The organism is Acidovorax sp. A1169, from assembly GCF_030704685.1.
Taxonomy (GTDB): Bacteria; Pseudomonadota; Gammaproteobacteria; order Burkholderiales; family Burkholderiaceae_C; genus Acidovorax.
On sequence record NZ_JAUZDX010000003.1, the window covers coordinates 194866 to 215856 of the forward strand.

Here is a 20991-nt window from a genome sequence, read left to right on the forward strand (position 1 = left end):
GACAGGCAACACGCCTACAGGTGCACGACCGCCTGCCCTGCACACTACGGCACAAGCAATCTTGGGAGACGCGATCCATGGACCAGCCGCTCGACACCATCATCATCGGCGCAGGCACGGCCGGCCTGGCCGCCCTGCGCGAGGTGCGCAAGCGCACCGAGCGCTACCTGATCGTCAATGACGGGCCCTGGGGCACCACCTGCGCCCGCGTGGGCTGCATGCCGTCCAAGACCCTGATCGAGGCGGCCAACGCCTTCCACCGGCGCCATGCCTTCGGCGAATTCGGCATCCGGGGCGCAGATGGCCTTACGGCCGACCTCCCCGCCGTGCTGCAGCGCGTGCGGGCGCTGCGCGATGATTTCGTGGCCGGCGCAATGCAGGCCACCGACGACCTGGGCGGCGCCAGCCTATCGGGCCGCGCGGTGCTGCTGGACGCGCACACGGTGGACGTGGGCGGCGTGCGCTACCACGCCGAAAGCATCATCATCGCCACCGGCTCGCGGCCCGTGGTGCCCGAGGAGTGGCTGGCCTTCGGCGACCGCATCCTGACCACCGATACCCTGTTCGAGCAGCCCACCCTGGGCCCGCGCGTGGCGGTGATCGGCATGGGCGCCATCGGCGTGGAGCTGTCACAGGCCCTGGCGCGCCTGGGCCTGGAAGTGGCGGCCTTCACCAGCGGCCACACGCTGGGCGGCCTGAGCGACCCGACCCTGAACGCCGAACTGGCAGCGCTGCTCAAGAAGGAAATGGTGCTGCACACCCATGCCAAGGCCGAACTGCGCGAGGTGCCTGGTGGCATCGAGGTCAGCAGCGGAGCCAACCGCGTGGTCGTGGACCACGTCATCGCAGCCATGGGCCGCACCCCCAACATCGAGCAACTGGGGCTTGAGACCCTGGGCGAACCGCTGGATGAAAAAGGCATGCCCCAGGTCGACCGGCAGACCCAGCAGATCGGCAAGCTGCGCGTGTTCCTGGCGGGCGATGCCAACGACGATGCCGCGCTGCTTCACGAGGGCGCCGACGAAGGCCATATCGCCGGCATGAATGCCCTGGCGGCCGAGCCTGCGCGCTTCGTGCGCCGTGCGCCCTTGGCCATCGTGTTCTGCGACCCCAATGTGGCGGTGGTCGGCGTGCCCTTCTCCCAACTGGACCCGGCCCACACCGTGGTGGGTGCCGTGGACTTCGACAACCAGGGCCGGGCCCGCGCCGCCCTGCGCAACCAGGGGCGGCTGTGCGTGTATGTGGACAAGGGCAGTGCCCGGCTGCTGGGCGCCGAGATGTGCGCCCCCGATGGCGAGCACCTGGCCCACCTGCTGGCGCTGGCCGTGCAACAAAAGCTCACGGTGCACGAGTTGCTGGGCATGCCCATCTACCACCCGGTGCTGGAAGAAGGCCTGCGCACGGCTTTGCGCAATGCCGCCCGCCACCTGCCCGACGCCAGCGCATCGGACCTGGCGGCCTGCACGCCCATCGGGGTTGCCGCGCTGGAATGAAGGGGGCCGCGCGGCGCCCCAGGATGTAACAGTGCGCAAACGCCCTTCATTTCAGGCGCAGAACGCCGATAAGACAGACAAGTTTCGGAGAACCCGCATGGATGTCGCACTCACCAACAGCATCGTCAACACCGCCACGGCCCTGGCCAGCCGCGAGACTTCGGACGCCATCAACATCACCGTGCTGAAGAAGGCGCTGGACATCCAGGCCACCTCGGCCGCCACGCTGCTGCAGGCCCTGCCCCAGCCGCCGCTGGCCACGTCGGGCTCGCTGGGCACCCAGGTCAATACCTTTGCCTGACCACTGGACCGGAATCTTCCCTTTTTCTCCAAGGTAAGCCCCTCCCAAGCCGCCCCTAGAGGCGGCATTTTTTTGTGCCTTTGCATGGCCCTGCGGGTGGCGGCCTCCCTGCCATGGCGGCACAGAAGCCCCTCGTGCGCAACGACCACCGTCATCGTTACAAGATGTAGGTAGACTGGTGAATGAAGAGTAGCCCTGCCTGTCACTGCACTGCGCATTCCGTGGATCGCACGCACGGTGGCAAGGCAGTTGGCGGGAGGTGCCGCACTGGCCGTAAAGGCCGTGCGGTATGCAGTGCAATCCATATCCATTTGAAAGGCGAAAAATGGCTGAGGCAGTCAAGATGATCAACAACTCCACCGGAATCACCAAGACGGGATTCCATGGGTTTTCATGGACCACATTTTTCTTCGGCCCGTTTCCCGCCTTGTTTCGCGCGGACTACCTCACGTTCATCGGATATTTCGCCGTTGCCGTCATCTTCGCCGCCATGACGGCAGGCTTGAGCTGGCTCCCGATGTGCATCATCTGGGCCTTCATCTACAACGGCTTCTACACCAAGAAGCTGCTGGAAAAAGGCTACACCTTCAATGACATGCCAGAACGCGTGAACGCAGCCATTGCAGAGCTAAAGCTGGATTCGTCCAGGTACCAGCCTGACGTGCCCGCAGCGTCCCCCACCCAGGCGACCAATCGATTCATGGGCGAAATGTCCGTGGACAACGACGCCTACAAGCTGTTCCTGGTCAAGAAATACAACATCGAGAAGAACACCACGCTCGATAAATTCGTCGCCAACGAAAAGCTCTTTGGCACCGTGGAGGATGCCATTGCCTACGTCGATGGCATTGAAAAAGGAATCGCGGCCGAACACAGCCAGCGCATGGCACAACAACAGAATGAAGCCCGGCAGCAGGAGGAAGCTGCCCGCCAGTCCGCCCTGCAGAGCGAGACGGTCGTCGAAGAGGGCAAACTGGCAGGCACAGAGTGGTCGTACCGCCTGCACCAGGACGGCTCCGTCGTGGTCAAGGATGAGCACGGTGCTGAAACCCGCTACAAGTCCATGGCAGCCGCCAAGGCAGTCATCACCTGGTGGGAGTGAGGCCAGGTTACAGCCTGGGCACTACCCATCCTTGCGGCCATCACGCGTCAGCCGCCGCAAACCGCTCGCGGTAGCCCTTGGGCGACACATTCAGGTGGCGCATGAACGCCCTGCGCATCACCTCTTCCGAATTGAAACCGCACTGCACTGCAACCGCCTTGTTGCTGTGCCGGTGCGCCTCGATCAGGCGGCAGGCCTTCTCCAGGCGGATGCGCTCGACCGCATGGGCGGGCGTGGTCCCCGTGTGCGCGGTGTAAAAGCGCGCAAAGGTACGCAGGGTCATGCCCATCTGGTCGGCCATGCGCGCCACGCTGAGGTCGGAGCGCAGGTGCTCGGCAATCCACGCATGCAGCCGCGTGATGCGCTCGTCGCCGGCCGTCTGCTCCAGCAGCGCGCTGCTGAACTGCGACTGCCCGCCGGGCCGCTTGTAGAACACCACCAGCTTCTTGGCCACAGCCATTACGATGTCGCGGCCCAGGTCGGCCTCGACCATGCCCAGGGCCATGTCGATGCCGGCCGTGACCCCGGCCGAGGTCCACACCCGCCCCTGGCGGAAGTAGATCGCATCGGGCTGCACCGCAATCGCCGGAAAGCGGGACGACAGCTGCTCGCAGGCGGCCCAGTGGGTCACCGCCCCCGCCCCATCGAGCACGCCGGCGTGCGCCAGCACGAAAGCGCCGGTGCACACCGATGCCAGCCGTTCGATGCGCGGTGACGCCCGCTGGATCCACCGCGCCAGGGCGGCAGCCGCAGGCGTGTCTGCCGCTTTGCACGACGGGGTCGCCGGCCGGAACACTCCGGGTCCTCCAGGCACCACCAGGGTCTGCACGGTTCTGGCCAGCCGCTTGGGCAAGGGCCGCGCGAGCACTTCGACCCCGCTGGAGCTGCATGTCGCGCCACCTTCGAGCCCATAGACAGCGGTCTCGTAGACCGCAGGCCGCCCTACCAGCCGCAGCTCATCGTTGGCCGTGGCAAACACCTGCAGTGGCCCGCTCACGTCGAGCAGCTGGAACTGATCGAACACAAGAAACCAGACCTGGTGCGCGGGGTGGGCCATGGGGCGATAAAGCAAGTTGGCAGAAATCGTGGTGCTTGTGTCCTGACGGACAAACAGCCCGATCCTACAGTGGAGCCATTCCCTCCACCCACGAAAGCCAACCCCATGAACATCGGCATGCTTGTATTTCCGGACATCACGGCCATCGACTACGTCGCGCCCGCCGACCTGCTGGTGCGCATACCCGGCGCGCAATTGAATCTGGTATGGAAGCACACCGACCCGGTCCGCACGGAGCTGGGCTGGGAATTCCGCCCCACGGCGTCCTTCGATACCTGCGGCCAGTTGAACATGCTGGTCGTCCCCGGCGGTCCGGGCATCGAGGTGCTGCTGAGCGATGAGGAGACCCTGGCATTCCTCGCACGCCAGGCCCAGGGAGCGCAATGGATCGTGGGCATCTGCACCGGCCCGCTGGTGCTGGGCGCGGCCGGCCTGCTGCAAGGCTACCGGGCCACCTGCCACTGGGGATCGCACGAGCTGCTCTCGCTGGTGGGCGCCACGCCGGTCGACGAACGGGTGGTGGTGGACCGCAACCGCATCACGGGTGCCGGCATGACCTCGGGCATCGACTGCGCGCTGCAGGCCATTGCGCTGGCCAGCAGCGCCGAAGTGGCCCAGGGCATCCAGCTGTTTGCCGAGTACGACCCAGAGCCGCCGTTCGACACGGGCTCGCCGCACAAGGCGCCCGCGCCCATGGTGCAGGCCGCCCGGGCCCGGCTGCACCCCATCGTCGAGCGGCGCCGCGCCTTGCTCACGGCCCGGCACGCAGCGACCACTGCGGCCTGAAGCCCCACCCCCAAACGGAGGACATCATGAACCACCCACGCCCCTTCTCCAGCACCCGCCGCTGCCTGCAAGCCGCACTGCTGGCGCTCCCGCTGCTGGCTGTCGCCACCGGCGCCTCTGCGCAAACCTACAGCGGCCCCATCCGCATGCTCGTCGGCTACCCGCCGGGCGGCCCGGCGGATACCACTGCACGCATCGTGGCTGAAAAGCTCGCCGTGCAACTGGGCCAGCCCGTGCTCGTGGACAACAAGCCCGGCGCGGGCGGGCAGATTGCGGCGCAGGCCCTCAAGGCGGCACCTGCTGACGGCTCCGTCATCTTCATGAGCAACACGCACACCGTGGCCATGGTGCCGCTGACCATGAAGGCACCGGGCTTTGCGCCCGCCACCGACTTCCGGCCCCTGGGCGCCGTGGCCAACTTCGAGTTGGCACTGGCCGTGCACCCCAAGACGGGGGCTGCGAATCTGGCGGAGCTGGGCAACTGGTTCGCCGCCCACCGCAGCGAGGCCAGCATCGGCGTGCCCGCCCCGGCCAGTGCGCCAGAGTTCATTGCCGGCGAAGTGGCGCGCCAGCTCAAGGCCGACATCGTGCCCGTGGCCTACCGGGGCGCCACCCCCATGGTGACGGACCTGCTGGCTGGGCAGATCGCGGCCGGCGTGTCGGGTATCTCGGATTTTCTGCAGTACCAGAAGGCAAGCCGGCTGCGCATCGTGGCAGTCAGCCGCACGACGCCCTTGCTGCCGGGCGTGCCCTCGTTCGCACAGGCGGGCCTCGCCAGCCTGGACGCAACCAGCGACTTCCTCGGCCTGTACGCCCCCGCAGGCTTGAACGAAGCGACCGTGGCCCGCTACAACACGGCGCTGAACCAGGTGGTGGCCCTGCCCGAGGTCGTGGCCAAGCTGCAGGCCAACGCCATGACGCCGGCCGCAGGCACACCCGGCGAGCAGGCCCAGCGGCTGGCACAGGTATCGAAAGCCCTGGCAGCACTGGTGGCGCAGAGCGGGTTCGTGACCCAATAGCACAGGCCGCATCCATCGCTTGGAGGGATCTTCACGGGCTGGTAGAAAGGAGTGCCACAACGTCGCCACCTGTCTTTGGTCCCTGCATGTCCCCTGCCCTGCATCCCGCCGATCTTCTATGCCCGCCCCATGAACGGGGTGACCTCCAGGTACCCTACCTCAAGCGCTGCTGGTCCAGCTGGATGGCGGCACGCCAGGGAGGGGCTGGCGCTGGCCCGCAGGAAGCGCACCGCACCCAGATCGTGCTGGCCGCGCTGGGCGTGGGGCTGGAGCAGAGCATGCAGTACGTGCTGCAAGAGGCCCCGGACTTCGCCAGCTTCGAGGACTGGATCGTGCGCACGGCGGGTGCACCCGATGCCGCCACCGTGGCACACATCCAGGCCCTGGTCGATGGAGGCCCGCAACCCGATGCCATTCTGGATCTGCATGCCCGGATCGACGCCATGCCGCCCGTGCTCGATGGCGCCGATCTGGCGCACTGGGATACGCAGGGCTACGTGGTCGTGCGGCAGGCCGTGCCCGCGACCGACAGCGCGGCCGCAGCGCAGGTGGTGTGGGATGCGGTGGACGCAACGCCCCATGATCCGCAGTCCTGGTACCCCAAAGCGCCCCGCAACATCATGCTGCAGCGGTTCCAGCACCCGGCCTTCGAGAAGAACCGCCGCTCCCTGCGCATCCACAAGGCCTTCGCCCAGCTGTGGGGCACGGCCGACCTGTGGCGCAGCACCGACCGCTGCGGCTTCAACGTGCCCGAGCGCCCGGGCCATGCCTACGGTGCACAAGGGCTGCACTGGGACGTGAGCCTCGTCCAGCCGATCCCATTCTGCACCCAGGGCATCCTGTACCTCACCGACACACCACCCGAGCAGGGGGCACTCACCGTGGTGCCCGGCTATCACCGCACGGTGGGCGACTGGCTGGCCCGCCTGCCGCCCGGCGCCGATCCGCGGCGCCAGGACTTCCAGGCCCTGGGTGCCACGCCCGTCGGCGCAGGCGCAGGCGATCTCGTGATCTGGCACCAGGCCCTGCCCCACGGTGCCAGCCCCAACCGGGGAACCCGGCCACGCCTGGTGCAGTACATCAACATGTTCCCCGCCGAGGTGCCGACCCACGACACCTGGCTTTGACAAGGAGACACCCCGCCATGGACACCACCGCCTCCACCTTCGTGGCCACGCACGCCGCCAGCGCCACCTTCGCGCGCGGCCTGCGCTCGTTCTTCGAGTACCGCGATCTGGGCATCAAGCACGCTACCGACGGCCGCGTGGTGGCCCACGTGATCCGCGCAGCAGGCGGGGCCGAGTTCTCCAGCCAGCCGCACCTGCACCGCACCACGTTCCAGCTCGTCTACATCCTCAAGGGGTGGATCGAGTTCGAATACGAGGGCCAGGGCGTGGTGCGGCTCGAAGCCGGCTCCTGCGTATACCAGCCGCCCGGCATACGGCACCGGGAACTGGGGCATAGCGAGGACGTGGAGATGCTGGAGGTGGTGATGCCCGGCGAATTCACCACCGAGCTGGTCGAGTCGGTGGGCGCCTGAATAGCATGGCCCCTGCATGGCGCTACCTGGGCGCGGCCACCCCCACGCGCCAGATGGCATTGCCCACGTCATCGGCCACCAGCAAGCCGCCACGCGCATCCACCGCCACGCCTACCGGGCGGCCATAGGCATCGCCGTCCGGGCTCACAAAGCCCGCGAGCACATCAATGGGCAGGCCCGAAGGCTGGCCATCGACAAACGGCACGAACACCACCTTGTAGCCGCTGCGCGGCTTGCGGTTCCACGAGCCATGCTGGCCCACGAAGGCGCCGCTGGCCAGTTGCGGCGCCAGGGCCGGCCCTTGCGCAAACGCCAGGCCCAGCGGGGCCACGTGCGAACCCAGTGCATAGTCGGGCGACACGGCCTTGGCCACCAGGTCGGGCCGGGGCGGCTTCACGCGCTCGTCGACGTTCTGACCGTAGTAGCTGTAGGGCCAGCCGTAGAAGGCGCCGTCCTTGACCGAGGTGAGGTAGTCGGGCACCAGGTCGCTGCCGATCTCGTCGCGCTCGTTGACCACTGTCCACAGCGCGCCCGTGCCGGGCGCCCAGCCCAGGCCGTTGGGGTTGCGCAGGCCGCTGGCGAAGATGCGCTGGGAGCCACTGGCGCGATCCACCTCCCAGATGGCGGCGCGGCCCTCTTCGGCCTGCATGCCGTTCTCGCCGACATTGCTGTTGGAGCCCACGGTGACGTAGAGCTTGCTGCCGTCGGCGCTGGCGATCAGGTTCTTGGTCCAGTGGTGGTTGATGGGGCCGCCGGGCAGGTCCACCAGCTTGGTGCCTGCGGCGGTGATGCTGGTCTGCCCCGCTTCATAGGGAAAGCGCACGACCGCATCGGCATTGGCCACATACAGTTCATTGCCCACCAGGGCCATGCCGAATGGCGAGTTCAGGTTCTGCAGAAACACGTTCCTGGTTTCGGCTTTGCCATCGCCATCGGCGTCGCGCAGCAGCGTGATGCGGTTGGCCGAGGGGCGTTTGCCCGAGCCGGCCTTGCCCATCACCGTTTTCATGACCCAGCCCTTGATGGCGCCGAGCACACCGCCCGAAGGGGCGCCCTCGCCCTTGGGCGGCGCCTGGCTCTCGGCCACCAGCACGTCCCCATTGGGCAGCACCAGTACCCAGCGCGGGTGGTCGAGCCCGGTGGCCAGCGGCGTGACCGACAGGCCCGGCAGGCTGGCAGTGGGCATGGTGCCCTCGGGCCAGCCTTTGGCAGGGGCGATGTGCAGCGTGGGAATCAGCGATTTGTTCGGCGCCGGCAAGGTGGGCGACTTGCCCATGCCCTGCTCGGGCGAGAGGATGGCGGTGTCGCCGCAGGCTGCAAGGCTGGCGGCCAGCACCGTGCCTGTGAGCAGCGCCCAGGGGCGCGATGTCAGCGAAATGGGAAATGGCATGGCAATGGACCTTTGAGGTGGCCTTTGTGGCGGGAGGTGGGTGCAGTGTGGACGGCCGGGCGCGCGCGCCCTGTCAGCCGACTGCGCAAAATGCGCAGCCCCGAGTTACATTTATTTCCGCAAGCTTCCTGCATTGGCCCACACAAAAACCTTCCATGAGACTCAAGACCGTTGTCCTGCTGGCGATCATTTTGCTCATCAGCTTTTTCGCCGTCGAGAAGCTGCGCGTGGGACGGGTGGACAAGCGGCTGCAGGGCCAGTCGACCACGCAGCAGGTGTTTGCCGAGGTACCGCAGCAGACCTCCACCAGCGCCGCCCCCTTTGCGCTGAAGGAGTACCAGGTCAAACCGCTGGCCCAGTTCGCCATACGCGCCCGGGTGCTGGGGCGTGAGGAATACTCCTTTGGCCGCGAAGCTGATCTGTCGCCCGTGGACCTGGCCCTGGGTTGGCGGCGCATGGCCGAGCCTGCCGTGTACGAGCCACTGAACATCACCCAGGGCGGGCGCTGGTACCGCTATTCCTGGTCCAACCAGCCACCGATCCCCCTGCAGGAGATCATCGAGTCATCGGCCAACATGCACCTGATCCCGGCCAACGCGGCCGTGGAGCGGGTGCTCAAAAAGGCGCGCACGGGGCAGTTCATCCGCATCACCGGCCAGTTGGTGGAAGTAACGCACCCCGGCGGCTGGCGCTGGACCAGCTCGCTCACCCGCGCGGACTCGGGCGCGAATGCGTGCGAGCTGATCTTCGTGGAGACAGCGCAGGTGGAGTAGCCACTTCGGTGCGTTGAAAAAAGACAAAATTTCACCGACAAGGTGTCCAGATGTGACGCCTGTCGGTTCCGTGGAATTTTTCACGGTTTTTTGGATAACCTTGCACGGGCGACACAAGGCAATGCCGCCTGCGCGACCTTTGGCCCCGTCCCCAGTGCATGAAGAGGAACTCCCCATGGCGAAGATTCTGGTCACCAAGTACGAACACCAGGCCGATGCGACCGTCTGCGAAGTGGCGCATGAAAGCCAGGCCGACCTGTGCTGGTACGAAGCGGCCTACGAGCCGCAGGCCCGCGGGGACACCACCTGGTACTTTGTCGACTACGCTACCCAGGCCAGCTTCAAGATCTTCAAGGTGAAATTCGAGAGCCAGGCCGACATCAAGGCCTTCCAGGTCAAGACGCCCGAGCAGGCGGGCTGGCGCGATGCGGGCAACCGGTTCAAGGGCAAGATGGGCTGAGCCGCTGCCACGCCAGAAATGAAAAACCCCTGCCTTGCAATGCACGGCAGGGGTTTTTGCCATGGGCGGCATCACCGCCCTGCAGGCATCAACGCAGCTGGCGCTTGATGGCGTCGTAGCGGGCCTCGTTGCTCACGTTCGCGGCCGAGCCAAACTTGCTGGACATGAACGGCTGCAGTTTCTCCAGGCGGTCCTTGGGGGCCGGATGGGTCGAGAACAGCACTTCATACGCCTGGTTGGAGCCTGAACCGGTGGCTGCATACATGTTCAGCACCGTGGGCAGGCCAATGGGTGCGTAGCCAGCGCGGGCGGCGTAGAGCACGCCCTGGCGGTCGGCATCGAACTCGTCCGACTGGTCCAGACCCTTGGTGTACAGATTGCGCACCAGGCCCACCATGGCCGAGCTCACCATGGCGTTGCCCGAGCGGGCCTGCACCACGCCGCCGGCAGCCTGGGCAAAGCCCCCCTTCTTGATGGCGGCCAGGTAGTGGCCGCGCGTCACGTGGGCGATCTCATGGCCCAGCACACCGGCCAGCTCCGACTCGGACTTGAGCTGGCGCATCAGGCCAACGGTGACGAACACGAAACCGCCAGGTGTGGCGTAGGCGTTCACCGCATCAGAATCGATCACACCAAAGCGCCAGGCGAACTGGATGTCCTTGCCATCCTTGTCCTTGGGCTTTTCGGCCTGCGCGGCTACCCACCAGCCGACCTGGCTCACATAGCGCTGCACTGCATCGTTGCGCAGCAGCGGGCGGGCGCCCAGCAGCACGGACGCGAAGTCATTGCCCATGGCGCGCTGTTCTTCGGCCGAGTAGTCCTTGAACGCAGCAGACGCGCCCTGGATCACGTCCATGACGCCGCCAGCACGCGAGCCGCCGCCGGAGCCACCACCCAGTACGGAGGAGATGGCCCCCAGCCCGCCGGGTGCGCCGCCAGCAGCAGGCATGGTTTCACAACCGGTCAGCAATACGACGGCAGCCAGCACCAGCGCGGCGGCCTTCAAGCGTTGGAGTTTCATTTTTCTGCTCCGGTGTAAGCGTCAATCTTCTGCGCCACGACCTTGCCGCTGCGAGCAAACTGCTCGGCCTGGCCCATGTTGATGGCGTACTTCTCGAGTTGTGCCATTTCAGCCGGATTCGGCTGGGCGTTGGCGATCTGTTCCTTGGTGAGTCCCTTGGTGCCGGTGGACGCAGTAGGCGCATTGCTGCGTGGGGAGAACAAGCCTGCCAGGTTCGTACCTGGATTGGACGGAGCAGCGGATGGCGCGGCAGCTTCCATGGCTTTCACGAAGTTCAGGCGCACCCAGCCTTCCAGTTCACCGAACTTCACCTTGATCCAGCCAACCTGCGCTTCGATCTGTTCGAGCTTGCTGCCCTTGACCAGCCTTGTTACTACCTTGCCATTTGTAGCCGGCGTGGCGCGCAGCTCGGTGGGGGTGGTGACTTCCAGCTGTTGAGCGTGCGCACCGAGACCCAGCCCCAGCAGCAGCGCAATCAGGAGGCCTTTCAAAAGGCCTACGAATGATGTGTTCACTTTCCTTCTCCTCTCTCTATGTCAAAACCGGGGAGGCGGCGGGTGCCGATTCCCCCACTGACGAACGGCGCTGCGGCTCGAAAAGCCGCACCGCCTGGTCGCGACCCTTTACCTCGAAATCGCCACGGTCAATGAAAACAAATGTTTCCCCGCATTGTGCCCTTGTCGACTCGGAAACCAAAACCCGGGCTATCCCTTTTGTGCAACCTTCGATGCGGCTGCACAGGTTGACGGCATCGCCGATTGCGGTGTAGTCCAGCCGGCGGGAAGTGCCCAGGAATCCGACCACGGCCGACCCCGTGTGCACACCGATGCCGATGTCGAATTTGGCGGTCGGGTCTTCACGCGCCATGTCGTCGGCAAAGCGCTGCAGCGCATCGGCCATGCCCAGGGCCGCCTCCACCGCCAGGATGGCATGGTTGGGCTGGGCAATGGGCGCCCCCCAGAAGGCCATGATGGCGTCGCCGATGAATTTGTCCAGGGTGCCCTGGTAGCGAAAGATCACCTCGACCTGCATCTCGAAGTAGCGGTTGAGGATGTTCACGATCTCCTCGGGCTTTCGGTGCTCCGACAGGCTGGTGAAGCCCCGGATGTCGGAGAACAGCAGCGTGATTTCACGGCTGGCGGAAACCTCGGCCTGGGCCACGGTTTCAGACAGGTCCTGCACGATGCGCGGGTCCACGAAGCGGGAGAACATGGCCTGCACGTGGCGCCGTTGCCCCATCTCCAGCCGCGAGGACAGCAGGCCGAAGGCCAGCAAAGCCACGGCCCCCAGTACCAGCGTGGACACTGGCATCCAATACACATGGGCCTGCTGCAACACCAGCAGACTGACCCCAATGGCCGCAGCCACCAGCGCGGCATAGCCCGTAATCACCCAGATGGGTGACATGCGAACAACAAAGGCCACCGCAAGAGTGCAGATCAATACCAGCACCAGGGCCGGATTTGCCCAAACCGGGGCCTCGCGCAACCAGTCATTGTTCTGCAGGTTGGCTATTCCAGTTGCCAAAACAAAGGGGCCAGGGGTGGTGGCATCGAACGGCGTGGGAACGAAGTCGAAAATTCCGCTGGCCGTGGCACCGATCACGATGATCTTGCCATGGGGGTCGAAAGGCAGTTTGCCGCCCTCCATCTGGGTAGCCAGATAGGCCTTGGCGTAGGGAATGCGTGTGAACTCTGTACCGTACCAGTTCAACCGGAAACCCGGCTGCTTGGGTTTGGGCAGTTGCAGTGCATCGGCCACCCGCCCGATCATGTGCGGTATCCACCAGCCATCGACATCGCGGCCCAATTCGGTATGGCGGCCGATACCATCGCGGTCCTTGATGAAGTTGATGTAGCCCGTGCGCCAGGCGTCGGGAGGCAGGGCCAACGGCGCCTCGATGCCGTAGCTGGCCTTCGGATCGGCATGCTCCAGCGCCCGTATGCCCATGACCGGCGGCGCCATGGACAGAGGCGCCTTCTGCTCCGCCCCCTCCATGAGGAGCATGGGAACAAAGGCGCGCTCGAAAGCCAGCGCCTTCGCCAGTTCTGCGTCGTTTTCGGGACGAAAGCGGTCGGGCTGCGACAGGAACAGATCCAGCACGATGGCGCGCGGCTGCTGTGCCACCAGCGCATTGATCAGCTCGGCATGGATCACGCGCGGCCAGACCCACTTGCCCGCGATGTCGAACATCTGCGGGTCCATCAGCGAAGGCTGGTCAATGTCGATCAGCACCACGTCGTCCGGCGGCGCGCGGCTGTCCGCATGCCAGCGCAGCAGCGCATCCCCCACCCGGTTGTCGAGGGCATCGAGCTTGTGCCAGGTGGTCACCTCGAACAGCGCCAGCGCGCAGAGCATGAGGCACAGCACGGCATACAGCGCACGGCGGCCAAAGCGCTGGCGCAACCGGGTGAGTACGGTCGAGGCATGGTGGGAAGGGGCGGACGGCACAGGCCAGAGTATCCACGCCCGGCTTCGCTGGCGGCAAGCGCATCTACCCTGCGCGTTGTGCGCCCCCTACTCCCCCAAGTCCATCAGCCGCCCGCGCAGACCTGCCGCTGCTCGCCCAGCCCCGTCGCGCCCAGGCGCACCACGTCGCCGGGCTTGAGGAACCAGGGCGCGGGCTTCTGGCCCAGGCCCACGCCGGCGGGCGTGCCGGTGAGCACGATGTCGCCGGGCTCCAGCGTCATGAACTGGCTGATGTACGCGATCACCTGGGGCAGGCCGAAAATGAAGTTGCGCGTGTTGCCGTTCTGCACGCGCTGGCCGTTGACTTCGAGCCACAGGTCCAGCGCATGCGGGTCGGCCACCTCGTCGGGCGTCACCAGCCAGGGGCCGATGGGGGCGAAGGTGTCGTAGCTCTTGCCCTTGACCCACTGGCCGCCGCGCTCGATCTGGTAAGAACGCTCGGACACGTCGTTGGCCAGCACATAGCCCGCCACGTGCTGCAGCGCGGCTGCCTCGTCCACATGGCTGGCGCGGGTGCCGATGACCATGCCCAGTTCCACCTCCCAGTCGGTCTTGAGCGAGCCGGGCGGAATGCGCACTTCATCGTTCGGGCCGCTCAGCGAGGTGACGGCCTTCATGAACAGCACCGGCTCGGCCGGCGCCTGCATGCCGGCCTCGGCCGCATGGTCGGCGTAGTTCAGGCCCACGCAGACGATCTTGCCCACACCGCCCACAGGGCAGCCCAGGCGCGGCGCGCCTTCCACCGCCGGCAGGCGCGTGGCGTCGACGGCGGCCAGGGCTGCAAGGGTTCGCGGGTTGAGCTGGGCGGGCCCCAGGTCGGTCAGCAGCATCGACAGGTCGCGCAGCACGCCTTGGGCGTCGAGCAGGCCGGGGCGCTCGGCGCCGGGTTGTCCGTAACGGAGGAGTTTCATGTCGGGAATGGTTCAGGATGCGGGAAGGCGCCAGCATACCCATCTGCGAGACGTTTAACATCACGGGGTAGCGCCGCGATGGCGCCCTGCCCCTGCCCAGCTTTCCATGGCCCCTGCCACCCCGCCCTCCCCCATACAGCCGCTACCGGCAGAGCCGCGCCCCGCCCCGCGCAACTGCACCGACCTGTTCTGGTCCTTCACCTGGCTGGCGCTGCAGGGCTTTGGCGGCGTGCTGGCCGTGGTGCAGCGCGAGCTTGTCGAGCGCAAGCGCTGGATGACGAACGAGGAGTTCGTCGAGGAATGGGCCGTGGCGCAGATCATGCCGGGCCCCAACGTGGTCAACCTCTCCATCACCATCGGCGACCGGTATTTCGGCTGGCGCGGCGCGCTGGCGGCGCTGGCCGGCATGCTGCTGTTTCCACTCATGCTGGTGCTGTCGCTGGCCGTGGTATATGCCCAGTTCGCCAGCCACCCGGCCGTGGCCGGCGCCCTGCGTGGCATGGGCGCGGTGGCGGCCGGGCTGATCGCGGGCACGGGCCTCAAGCTCTCGGCCACGCTGCGCACCCACCCGCTCGGGCCGGCGGTGTGCTCGGTGGTCACGGTGCTCACGGTGGTGGCCATGGCCGTGCTGCGCTGGCCATTGATGTGGACGCTGCCGATCCTGGGCGGCGCGGCCTGCCTGCTCACCTGGCGAAAGCTCGCACCATGACCGCCACCATCAGCCTGGGCTGGGCCGACTGGCTGCAGCTGTTCCTGTACTACATGTCGTTGTCGCTGCTGGCCGTGGGCGGCGCCATCGCCACCGCGCCCGACATGCACCGCTTTCTCGTGGAAAAGCAGACCTGGCTGACCGACCCGCAGTTCAACGCCTCCATCGCCATCGCCCAGGCGGCCCCCGGGCCGAATGTGCTCTTCATCGCCCTGCTGGGCTGGAACGTGGGGCTGAACGCCGGGGGTGCGGGCCCGCTGGGCTGGGCCCTCGGTGCCCTGGGCATGGCGCTGTGCATGCTGGGGGTGATGCTGCCCAGCAGCCTGCTGACCTGGCTGGCCACGCGCTGGGGCCACCGCAACCGCGAACGGCGCGGCGTGCGCGCCTTCAAGCAAGGCATGGTGCCGGTGGTCATCGGCCTGCTGCTGGCCACCACCTGGGTGCTGGCCCAGGCCCATGGCGGCCTGGCCAACGCCTGGCCGCTGTGGCTGGTGACGGTGGTGACCATGCTGCTGGTGTGGAAGACGCGCCTGCACCTGCTGTGGATGCTGGGCGCGGGCGCGCTCCTCGGTGCCCTGGGCTATATGGGCTGACCGTTGATGTGCGAGCTGGACTTGATGTACAGCGTGATCGGGTTGCCTGCGCCATCGTCGCCGGTGATCACCAGGGGCAGGCCGCTGCCCTTGGCCGTCCATCCGGCCGACCGGCGTGCGCCATTCGTCCATTCGAACTTGCAGGCCGTATAGGTACCGGCCGGTACTGTGACGCTTTCCTGGCCTCGGTAGGTAAAGGTCTGCGCTTCGCGGACGGTGCTCGTCTGGGTTGGCAATCCGGGTATTTCCATGGTGGTTTGCCGCACCTCGTTCAAGGTGTAGCTCTCGTTCACGGCCAACGAAAAATCGCGGATCCGGTTCACCGGGGTGTTTACGATCGTGGTTCGGGTACCTGCCAAGGGCACGTCCATGAGCACGATGCTTCCGTAGCGCAGCAGTACGGGCCCCTGCGGCGTGTTCTCCACGCTTTCGTACTCCCGCACGCGGGAGGTGAATGGGGGCGCCCCGGCCCGGCCCACCGACACGGTGCGCTCGGTTTCGATCACGCCCGTCTGCCCCGCAAAACTGGCTGGGCCATTGATGCGCCCCTCGGTGCTGAACTGCACGGCGCCGTCACTGGACTGCCAGTCCCAACGGTAGGTCGTTCCCTGCTGCAACAGCACCGGGTTGAAGCACTCCGACGCAGCGCCCGAGGGCGCCGGGTTCAGGGGCACGGTCTCGCACACCGCCGCATTGAGCTGGCAGAGGCTCGCGGTCAGGTCCACGATCTGCCCTGCGGTCTGGGTCTGGCTGGCCACCAAAAACCGGCCCCCGCTGAACGCGAAGGCGTTGCCCACGGATGGGTAGAACCGATAGGTGTAGGGAGCGGCCACGCCATCCTGCCCGGCTCCGGGCGGGAAAAGGGCCGGGAAGCTGCTTTCCAGCCATTGGCCGGTCGCGCCGAAGCTGGACGGCCGCACCGATGGCTGCGCCTGGGCGGTGGCGGCAACCGACACGCCGATGGCCAGCGCTGCAAAGTGACTGATTGTGGATCGCATCATGAACTCTCCTGTAGTGACGGGAAGAAGGAACCCCGAACGGCTTGCCTGGACCCCGGTAGGCCGGAAACCAGCGCCTGCGCGTTGGGGGATGCATGGCAGGCTGGGCGAAGTGTCTCGTCCAAAGGTGCGCGAGTCCATAGGCTGTGATGGCTGCCGCCGCCTGCGCCGTGAACAAAATCACGCGCTGTCATTGCGCTCCACCATGATCGGCCGGCGTGGGGCGGTAACGGAGTCCTGCGCCTCCTGCACCCCACGCCAAAACCAGCAACAATACTGCAGCCTGCCTCGTCTGCGCAAGCGCTCCGCTCCCATCCCAAGCCAAGGAACCTCGCTCCATGAATCTCCGTCCCCTGGGCCGCTCGGGCCTGCAAGTCTCCCCCCTGTGCTTTGGCGGCAACGTCTTCGGCTGGACGGCCGACGAAGCCACCTCGTTCCGGCTGCTCGACGCCTGGGTGGACGCCGGCTTCAACTTCGTCGACACGGCCGACGTGTACTCGCGCTGGGCACCGGGCCACACGGGCGGTGAGTCCGAGGCCGTGATCGGCCGCTGGCTCAAGCAGAATGGCAAGCGCAACCGCATCGTGCTGGCCACCAAGGTCGGCAAGGACATGGGCGACGGCAAGGTGGGCCTGCGCCCCGAATACATCCGCCAGGCGGTGGATGCATCGCTCACGCGCCTGCAGACCGACCACATCGACCTCTACCAGTCGCACGACGACGATGCGACGGTGCCGCTGGCCGACACGCTGGGCGCCTACAGCGACCTGATCAAGGCCGGCAAGGTGCGCGCCATCGGCGCCTCCAACTTCACGGCGGCACGCCTGGCCGAATCCCTGCAGACCAGCGAACGCCTGGGCCTGGGCCGCTACGAGAGCCTGCAGCCGCTGTTCAACCTGTACGACCGCGCGGTGTTCGAAAAGGAACTGCAGCCGCTGTGCGTGGAGCAAGGCGTGGGCGTGATCAATTTCTATGCGCTGGCCGCCGGCTTTTTGACCGGCAAGTACCGAACCGAGGCCGATGCCGCCAAGAGCGCCCGCGGCAAGAACACCACGGCCAAGTACCTCAATGAACGCGGCCTGCGCATCCTGGGCGCGCTGGACACCGTGGCGGCCCGCATTGGCGCCACGCCCGGTCAGGTCGCGGTGGCCTGGCAGATCGTGCAGCCGGGCATCACCGCGCCGATTGCCAGCGCCACCTCGCTGGCGCAATTGCAGGACCTGGTCAAGGCCAGCCAGCTCACGCTGGATGCCGAGGCCTTGGCCACGCTGGGCGCTGCCAGCGCCGAGTGAGTTACCCGGACCCGGTGGTGCGGCTTCTCCAGCACCAGCCACTTGCAGGCGTAGAGGTGCTGGATAGGCCCATCCTTAAAAAATCGCCGAGACCGCAATGCCCAGGCCGGTCAGTTCAACGCCACTGCCATCCCCGTCGGTGCTGGTGGAGTTCACGAGATAGGCAGAAGCCACGGCATTCGTGATGGGCGAGTCGTTCCGGTTGGCGGGGTCGATCGAGTGGGCATGCGAATCCGCCAGTTCCTTGTTCCACGCAACGGCTGCATTGCGGTAGATGGCCTGGTCGCCGGTGGCCTGCTCCAGGCCCGAAAGTATCTGGCCCAGTTGCATCCCCACGATGCCTGCGCTGGCCTTGCCCACCGCCACCAGGTAGTCCCTGACGGCGATCTGCAGGCCGGTATCGGGCAGCACCCCCAGATTGTTCAACAGCTTGGTGGAAAGCTGGTCTTCCGTCAGGCCTGTGAAGGCAGAGCCAAATGACTTCGCGAAAGCACCTGCGCCCCATTCGTTGGCAGCAGTCACCTGGTTCGCGTAGACATTGAACGAAGGAGATTGGTCATTGAACGCACGGTTGAGGATCGTGACGACGGCATCGGTGCCGGAGATCGTTGCGGGCATGCAGGCCTTTCATACAGGACAAGGGGATGGGGCAAAGAGGAGATTGGCAAATCGCCCCCTTGCGCATTGCCGCAAGAATGCCGCAACAAATCCGGCAAGCGCGGGTGCGGCCCTGCAAAAGTGCTACAGAACGTAGCCACACCATACCGGTCCCTTGCAGGTCGAAACGCAATGCTCGCAAGGGGCGGACGGCCCTATGAAGACACGGCGGCAGGCGCCCCAACCGCATGGCCGCACGCAGTGAGTGCCCGCGCTGCCCGCACTGGTAAAAGTTTCGTTGACCCGTTGCGCGAGTGCCTCTGATACTGCCGCCGCACCCCGAGAGAGCTGTACCACCAAACAGCCTGGGTGCATTGGCCCGTCACACACAGAGAGAGGGGAACACCATGCAACGCACGCTTCGGACCCTGCGCGCGGCCTTGCCGCAGGCCGCCATCGCCACAGCCACTGCCGCTGCCATCACCTGCGCCTGCGCACTGCCAGTGCAGGCCCAGACAGCCAACACCTCAAGGCGGGTGGACAACCCACCCCTGCTGGAGCTCAAGCGCAAGGCACTGCGCTCGCCCGGCCTGCTGGCCGCCCGCCAGGCCACGCAGCCGGCGCTGTCGCACGAGGCGTCGCTGGACCTCAACGTCGTCTACTCCGACGGCAAGATCTGGAACCCCGCAGAGCAGCGCTTCGACCAGGTGCACCTGCGCAGCTACCAGGGCACGCGCATGAACCCGGATGTGCCGTTCATCTCGCCCATGCTGGACATCCGCCCCGGCGACACCATCCGCGTGCGCCTGAACAACCAGCTGCCGGCCGACCCGAGCTGCACCACGTTCAGCGGCGGGGTGAACACGCCGCACTGCTTCAACGGCACCAACCTGCACACGCACGGCCTGTGGGTCAACCCCGCCGGCAACGGCGACAACGTGCTGATCTCCATCAACCCGGGCGTGAGCTTCGAGTACGAGTACAACATCCCCTCGGACCATCCCTCGGGCACGTTCTGGTACCACACGCACCGCCACGGCTCCACCGCGCTGCAGGTGGCCAGCGGCATGGCCGGCGCTCTCGTCATCCGCGGCGACCGGCCGCCCACCCCCACGCAGACGGGCGATGTGGACACCCTGCTGCGGCCCACGCCGCGCCAGGCCTTCAGGGAGCGGGTGCTGGTGCTGCAGCAGATCCAGTATGCCTGCCGCGACCAGAACAACCGCATCAAGCTCAACCCCGACAAAAGCTACCGCTGCGACGTCGGCGACGTCGGTACCATCGAGCACTATGCCGCCGTGGACAGCCAGGACCAGGCCCAGTTCGGCCCCGGCACCTGGCCGGCATCGGGGCGCTATACCAGCATCAACGGGCTGGTACTGCCCAGCTTCGAAGGCGCCAGAGCGGGGCAGATCGAACGCTGGCGCACCATCCACGGCGGTGTGCGCGACACCATCAACCTCGAATTCCGCAAGCTGCGGGCCGGCGCCCGCAGCGCACAGGGCCTGCGCGCCAGCGAGCACGACGCCTATATCGCAGAGAACTGCACCGGCACCCCGCTGGCGCAGCACCTGATCGCGGCCGACGGCCTGACCACGGCCGTCGCAATGCGCAGCACGCAGACGGTCTACCAGCCGGCCTACCGCTGGGACACGCTGATGGTGTTCCCCGAAGCCGGCGACTATTGCGTGATCGACACCGCCTCCCCCGCCTCGGCCAGCGTGAACCAGGCTGCGCCATCGCGCCAGTTGCTGGGCACTGTCAACAAAGTGGCGCCCGGCAATGCCGTGCCGCAGGACATTTCTGCCTACCTGGCCACCGAGCTCGCAGCGGCGGCGGCCACCAACCTGCCCGCCGACGTGCGCGCCAAGGTCATCGCTGACCTCAAGGATGGCCTCAAGCTCACCAGCTTCGTGCCCCACCCGACGGTGCAGGACAAGGAGGTGACCGGTACGCAGGCCCTGGCCTTCAACATCGACCTCAACACCACGCCCATCCAGTTCCAGGTCAACGGCAAGCCTTTCGATCCGACGCGCATCGACCGCGTGCTGACCCTGGGCGGCGTGGACGAGTGGACGCTGCAGTCCGATTTCGTGAGCCATCCCTTCCACATCCACGTGAACCCGTTCCAGATCGTGAAGATCCTCGACCCGAACGGCAAGGACGTGTCCCTGCCCGATGCCGTCGATGACTACGACGGCAGCGTGGACCCGCAGTACCGCGGCCTCAAGGGCGTGTGGAAGGACACGCTGTGGGTGAAGAACAGCGCCACCAAGGCCCAGCCCAACGGCAAGTACACGCTGATCGTGCGCACGCGCTACCAGCGCTACATCGGTGACTACGTGCTGCACTGCCACATCCTGGACCATGAGGACCAGGGAATGATGCAGCACCTCAGGGTGGCGCTGCCCGATGGGTCGGGCGGCGTCAGCAAGGGCCACCACTGAAACGCGCTGCCGCCACATCCGTCCACCAATGCA

21 protein-coding genes are annotated in these 20991 nt (G+C 66.4%); 13 read left to right on the plus strand and 8 right to left on the minus strand.

Going from position 1 to position 20991, the window contains the following annotated elements; all coding sequences use genetic code 11:
* Positions 1 to 77: 77 nt before the first annotated feature.
* From QYL93_RS06900 to QYL93_RS06910, 3 genes are all read left to right on the plus strand, one after another.
* Positions 78 to 1493, plus strand: a complete 1416-nt coding sequence (locus QYL93_RS06900) for a dihydrolipoyl dehydrogenase (RefSeq protein ID WP_305742960.1) — start codon at positions 78 to 80, stop codon at positions 1491 to 1493.
* 97 nt (positions 1494 to 1590) lie between these two features.
* Positions 1591 to 1794 (plus strand): YjfB family protein, encoded by a 204-nt coding sequence (locus QYL93_RS06905; protein WP_057203132.1) that lies wholly within the window; start codon positions 1591 to 1593, stop codon positions 1792 to 1794.
* 343 nt (positions 1795 to 2137) lie between these two features.
* Positions 2138 to 2896, plus strand: a complete 759-nt coding sequence (locus tag QYL93_RS06910) for a DUF2628 domain-containing protein (protein ID WP_305742961.1) — start codon at positions 2138 to 2140, stop codon at positions 2894 to 2896.
* A gap of 40 nt (positions 2897 to 2936) precedes the next feature.
* Here QYL93_RS06910 and QYL93_RS06915 read toward each other — a convergent pair whose 3' ends face one another.
* Positions 2937 to 3953, minus strand: a complete 1017-nt coding sequence (locus tag QYL93_RS06915) for a GlxA family transcriptional regulator (RefSeq protein ID WP_305742962.1) — start codon at positions 3951 to 3953, stop codon at positions 2937 to 2939.
* Positions 3954 to 4058: 105 nt separating this feature from the next.
* Between QYL93_RS06915 and QYL93_RS06920 the strand changes: the two genes are divergently transcribed.
* From QYL93_RS06920 to QYL93_RS06935, 4 genes are all read left to right on the plus strand, one after another.
* Complete coding sequence (locus tag QYL93_RS06920; protein WP_305742963.1) at positions 4059 to 4739, plus strand: DJ-1/PfpI family protein; 681 nt, start codon at positions 4059 to 4061, stop codon at positions 4737 to 4739.
* Positions 4740 to 4765: 26 nt separating this feature from the next.
* Positions 4766 to 5758, plus strand: coding sequence for a tripartite tricarboxylate transporter substrate-binding protein (locus tag QYL93_RS06925; protein WP_305742964.1), 993 nt, complete (start codon positions 4766 to 4768; stop codon positions 5756 to 5758).
* 86 nt (positions 5759 to 5844) lie between these two features.
* Positions 5845 to 6885: a phytanoyl-CoA dioxygenase family protein gene (locus QYL93_RS06930; protein ID WP_305742965.1), complete on the plus strand. Its 1041-nt coding sequence runs from the start codon at positions 5845 to 5847 to the stop codon at positions 6883 to 6885.
* A gap of 17 nt (positions 6886 to 6902) precedes the next feature.
* A complete protein-coding gene (locus QYL93_RS06935; RefSeq protein ID WP_305742966.1) occupies positions 6903 to 7298 on the plus strand; it encodes a cupin domain-containing protein in 396 nt (131 codons plus the stop codon).
* A 22-nt stretch (positions 7299 to 7320) separates the two neighbouring features.
* Here QYL93_RS06935 and QYL93_RS06940 read toward each other — a convergent pair whose 3' ends face one another.
* A complete protein-coding gene (locus QYL93_RS06940; protein WP_305742967.1) occupies positions 7321 to 8688 on the minus strand; it encodes a sorbosone dehydrogenase family protein in 1368 nt (455 codons plus the stop codon).
* A gap of 155 nt (positions 8689 to 8843) precedes the next feature.
* On the opposite strand from QYL93_RS06940, the gene QYL93_RS06945 reads away from it, so the two are divergent.
* Both QYL93_RS06945 and QYL93_RS06950 read left to right on the plus strand, forming a co-directional pair.
* Positions 8844 to 9461: a hypothetical protein gene (locus QYL93_RS06945; RefSeq protein ID WP_305742968.1), complete on the plus strand. Its 618-nt coding sequence runs from the start codon at positions 8844 to 8846 to the stop codon at positions 9459 to 9461.
* Between the two features lie 175 nt (positions 9462 to 9636).
* Positions 9637 to 9921 (plus strand): DUF6150 family protein, encoded by a 285-nt coding sequence (locus QYL93_RS06950; RefSeq protein ID WP_057203270.1) that lies wholly within the window; start codon positions 9637 to 9639, stop codon positions 9919 to 9921.
* Positions 9922 to 10009: 88 nt separating this feature from the next.
* Here QYL93_RS06950 and QYL93_RS06955 read toward each other — a convergent pair whose 3' ends face one another.
* From QYL93_RS06955 to QYL93_RS06970, 4 genes are all read right to left on the minus strand, one after another.
* Entirely contained in the window at positions 10010 to 10942 is a 933-nt protein-coding gene (locus QYL93_RS06955; protein ID WP_305742969.1) for a M48 family metalloprotease, read from the minus strand.
* The gene (locus tag QYL93_RS06960; RefSeq protein WP_305742970.1) at positions 10939 to 11457 is read right to left on the minus strand and encodes an SH3 domain-containing protein; all 519 of its coding nucleotides are present in this window, start codon (positions 11455 to 11457) and stop codon (positions 10939 to 10941) included. Before QYL93_RS06960 ends, QYL93_RS06955 begins: the two co-directional genes overlap by 4 nt.
* A 16-nt stretch (positions 11458 to 11473) precedes the next feature.
* Complete coding sequence (locus QYL93_RS06965; RefSeq protein ID WP_305742971.1) at positions 11474 to 13393, minus strand: adenylate/guanylate cyclase domain-containing protein; 1920 nt, start codon at positions 13391 to 13393, stop codon at positions 11474 to 11476.
* A gap of 83 nt (positions 13394 to 13476) precedes the next feature.
* The gene (locus tag QYL93_RS06970; RefSeq protein WP_305742972.1) at positions 13477 to 14322 is read right to left on the minus strand and encodes a fumarylacetoacetate hydrolase family protein; all 846 of its coding nucleotides are present in this window, start codon (positions 14320 to 14322) and stop codon (positions 13477 to 13479) included.
* Between the two features lie 106 nt (positions 14323 to 14428).
* Between QYL93_RS06970 and QYL93_RS06975 the strand changes: the two genes are divergently transcribed.
* Positions 14429 to 15031 carry a chromate transporter gene (locus QYL93_RS06975; RefSeq protein ID WP_305742973.1) on the plus strand — a complete coding sequence of 201 codons (603 nt, stop codon included), beginning with the start codon at positions 14429 to 14431 and terminating at the stop codon, positions 15029 to 15031.
* A complete protein-coding gene (locus tag QYL93_RS06980; RefSeq protein ID WP_305742974.1) occupies positions 15028 to 15624 on the plus strand; it encodes a chromate transporter in 597 nt (198 codons plus the stop codon). Before QYL93_RS06975 ends, QYL93_RS06980 begins: the two co-directional genes overlap by 4 nt.
* On the opposite strand, the gene QYL93_RS06985 is transcribed toward QYL93_RS06980, so the two are convergent.
* A complete protein-coding gene (locus tag QYL93_RS06985; RefSeq protein WP_305742975.1) occupies positions 15612 to 16625 on the minus strand; it encodes a hypothetical protein in 1014 nt (337 codons plus the stop codon). The two genes, QYL93_RS06980 and QYL93_RS06985, sit on opposite strands and share 13 nt — an antisense overlap.
* Positions 16626 to 16960: 335 nt before the next feature.
* Here QYL93_RS06985 and QYL93_RS06990 point away from each other — a divergent pair, with 335 nt between their 5' ends.
* Positions 16961 to 17914 (plus strand): aldo/keto reductase, encoded by a 954-nt coding sequence (locus QYL93_RS06990; RefSeq protein ID WP_305742976.1) that lies wholly within the window; start codon positions 16961 to 16963, stop codon positions 17912 to 17914.
* A gap of 75 nt (positions 17915 to 17989) precedes the next feature.
* Here QYL93_RS06990 and QYL93_RS06995 read toward each other — a convergent pair whose 3' ends face one another.
* A complete protein-coding gene (locus QYL93_RS06995) occupies positions 17990 to 18532 on the minus strand; it encodes a hypothetical protein (RefSeq protein ID WP_305742977.1) in 543 nt (180 codons plus the stop codon).
* A gap of 386 nt (positions 18533 to 18918) precedes the next feature.
* On the opposite strand from QYL93_RS06995, the gene QYL93_RS07000 reads away from it, so the two are divergent.
* Complete coding sequence (locus QYL93_RS07000; protein ID WP_305742978.1) at positions 18919 to 20958, plus strand: multicopper oxidase family protein; 2040 nt, start codon at positions 18919 to 18921, stop codon at positions 20956 to 20958.
* Positions 20959 to 20991 lie beyond the last annotated feature (33 nt).